The following is a 2,141-nucleotide window of genomic DNA, read 5'->3' as shown; positions in this document are numbered from 1 at the left end:
CTGCGCCAGGCGCAACAGCGCCAGGCCGGGCTGCGGGTCCGGGAGCCACCGACACGCCTGCCGGTAGGCCTGCTCGGCCCGTGTGACCTCGCCCCGCAGCCGATGCAGCTCGGCCAGCTGGTAGAACGCCGCGCCAACGGCCGGGTGGCCGGGCGGCCGGGACAGCAGCTCGCACGCCTGCCGCGCCTCGTCCGCGGCGTCGATCCAGGTCCCCTGCAACAGCATGATCTCCGCGCGGTGCACCAGGCACTGCCCCCGGTACGGCACCAGGTCGGGCTGCGCCGCGCACCAGCGGCCCAACGCCGCGGTCCACTCCTGCGCCCGGTGCAGGTCGAAGACGCGGCGGCACGCCTCGATCACCGCGCAGTAGACGATCCCGGCGACCAGCGGCGACACCTCGCCCGCGGTGACCGCGACCATCACCTCGTCCAGCGCGGCCACCCCCACGGCGGTCTCGCCCAGCAGGATCAACGCCTCACCCACCCCGAGCAGCCCGAACGCCGTCAGGTCCCGGTCGCCGAACCGCTCACCGATGCTCCGGGCCTGCTCGAACACGGTGCGGGCGTCCGCGGCCGCCCCGTCCTCGTGGAGCAGGAACGCGGCCGGCACCAGGAGGTATCCCTGCTCCGCGCAGTCCAGACCGTTGTCGTCCAGCAGCCGTCGCGCCCGGGCGAGCCACCCGTTGCTGCGGGCGTCCTCGCCGCGGAGCAACAGCAGCAGGCCCAACCAGATCGCGCACCGGGCCGCCCGCGCCGGTTCACCCCGGTCCGTCCATTCCCGGTACGTGCGCGCCGACAGGTCGTCACCGACCTCGTCCCAGCCGGTCAGGTACGCGGCGTTCACGAGCAGGTCGAGATCCGCCGGTTCCAGTGGCGCCTCGGCGTCCGCTGCGGTCAACAGCGCGTAGGCCTCCGCCCACGCCCGCCGTCGATACGCCGCACGGCCCCGCTCGCACGGCGCTCCGTGGGGGTCCGAACCGCCCATCACGCCTCCCGTCGGCGCCGACCGGAACGACCCAGGCTATGCCGTCGAGCGCACGAGCGTCTCGGTCCCCGACGACCGTCGGCGCCTCAGGCGGTCGGCGCGGCGGTCTGCCCGCCGTCGGCGAGGCGGCGCACCAGCTGCCTGCGCGACGCGATGCCGAGCTTGGTGAAGACCTTGCGCAGGTGCCACTCCACCGTGCGCGGGCTGAGGAACAGCTGGGCGCCGATCTCGGGGTTGGTCCGCCCGGCGGCGGCGAGCTGCGCGATCTCGGTCTCCTGGCTCGTCAGCTCGGTCCGCGTCTCGACGCTGCGGCTGCGCACCCGCTCACCGGTCGCCGCGAGCTCCCGGCGGGCGCGCTCGGCGAACGCCTCCATGCGCATCGCGGCCGCGGTCTCGTGCGCGGTGCGGAGGTGGGCCCGCGCCTCGGTGCGGCGGTGGGCTCGGCGCAGCCACTCGCCGTAGAGCAGGTGGGACCGGGCCAGCTCGGGACGCAACCGCGTGCGCGACAGCCGGTCGATCGCCTCGCGGTAGAGCCGGTCGGCCGTGTCCCCCGTGCTCAGCAGCGCGCGCGAGCGCGCCTCGACGGCGAGCGCCCAGTCGGTGGGCGCGGCGCCGGTGGCCTCCAGCAGCCGCTCCAGCGTGCCGCGTGCCGTGTCCGTCTCGCCCAGCTTCACGGCGGCCTCGATCAGCTCGGTCGCGGCCCAGGCGGAGACGAACAGCTGCGGCGCCTCGTCGCACGCCTCGCGCGCCGCGGTCAGCGCCCACCGGTGCCTGCCGAGGCCGTTGAACAGGATGGCGGACGCCCACCGGGCGTACTGGACCGCCGTCCCCTGCCCGCCCGCCGTGGCGGTCTCGACCGTGGCGTCGATCAACGTCACCGCCTCGTCCCCCCGGCCGCGCAGGCCCGCGAGCACGAGGGCGCCGTAGGGGGCGACCTGCGTGCCGGTCGCCTCCACGACGGCGTCGGCCTCGGCGACGAGCGAGGCCGCCTGCTCGAGGTCCCCGCCCAGGCAGACGGCCTGGGCCAGCACGTTGACCCCGACCGCGAGCACGGTGAGCGCTCCGGCGTCGCGGGCGACCTGGACCTCGCGCGCCGTCACCGCGAGACAGGTGTCGTAGTCCCAGACCATGGCCGCGGCCGCGCTGGCGAGCCAGCC

Annotated in this window: 1 protein-coding gene and 1 pseudogene; both read right to left on the bottom strand. The window is 75.8% G+C overall.

What is annotated here, in order from left to right:
- Positions 1-897 (bottom strand): annotated as a pseudogene (locus H5J29_RS30130) (DNA-binding response regulator); the annotation flags it as partial.
- Between the two features lie 173 nt (positions 898-1,070).
- On the bottom strand, positions 1,071-2,141 hold a 1,071-nt coding region (locus tag H5J29_RS30125; protein ID WP_220188115.1), incomplete at its 5' end, for a helix-turn-helix domain-containing protein.

The organism is Pseudonocardia pini (assembly GCF_013870575.1).
GTDB lineage: Bacteria > Actinomycetota > Actinomycetes > Mycobacteriales > Pseudonocardiaceae > Pseudonocardia > Pseudonocardia pini.
The sequence above is the reverse complement of the archived record's forward strand: the minus strand, read 5'-3'. Positions and strand labels throughout refer to the sequence as shown.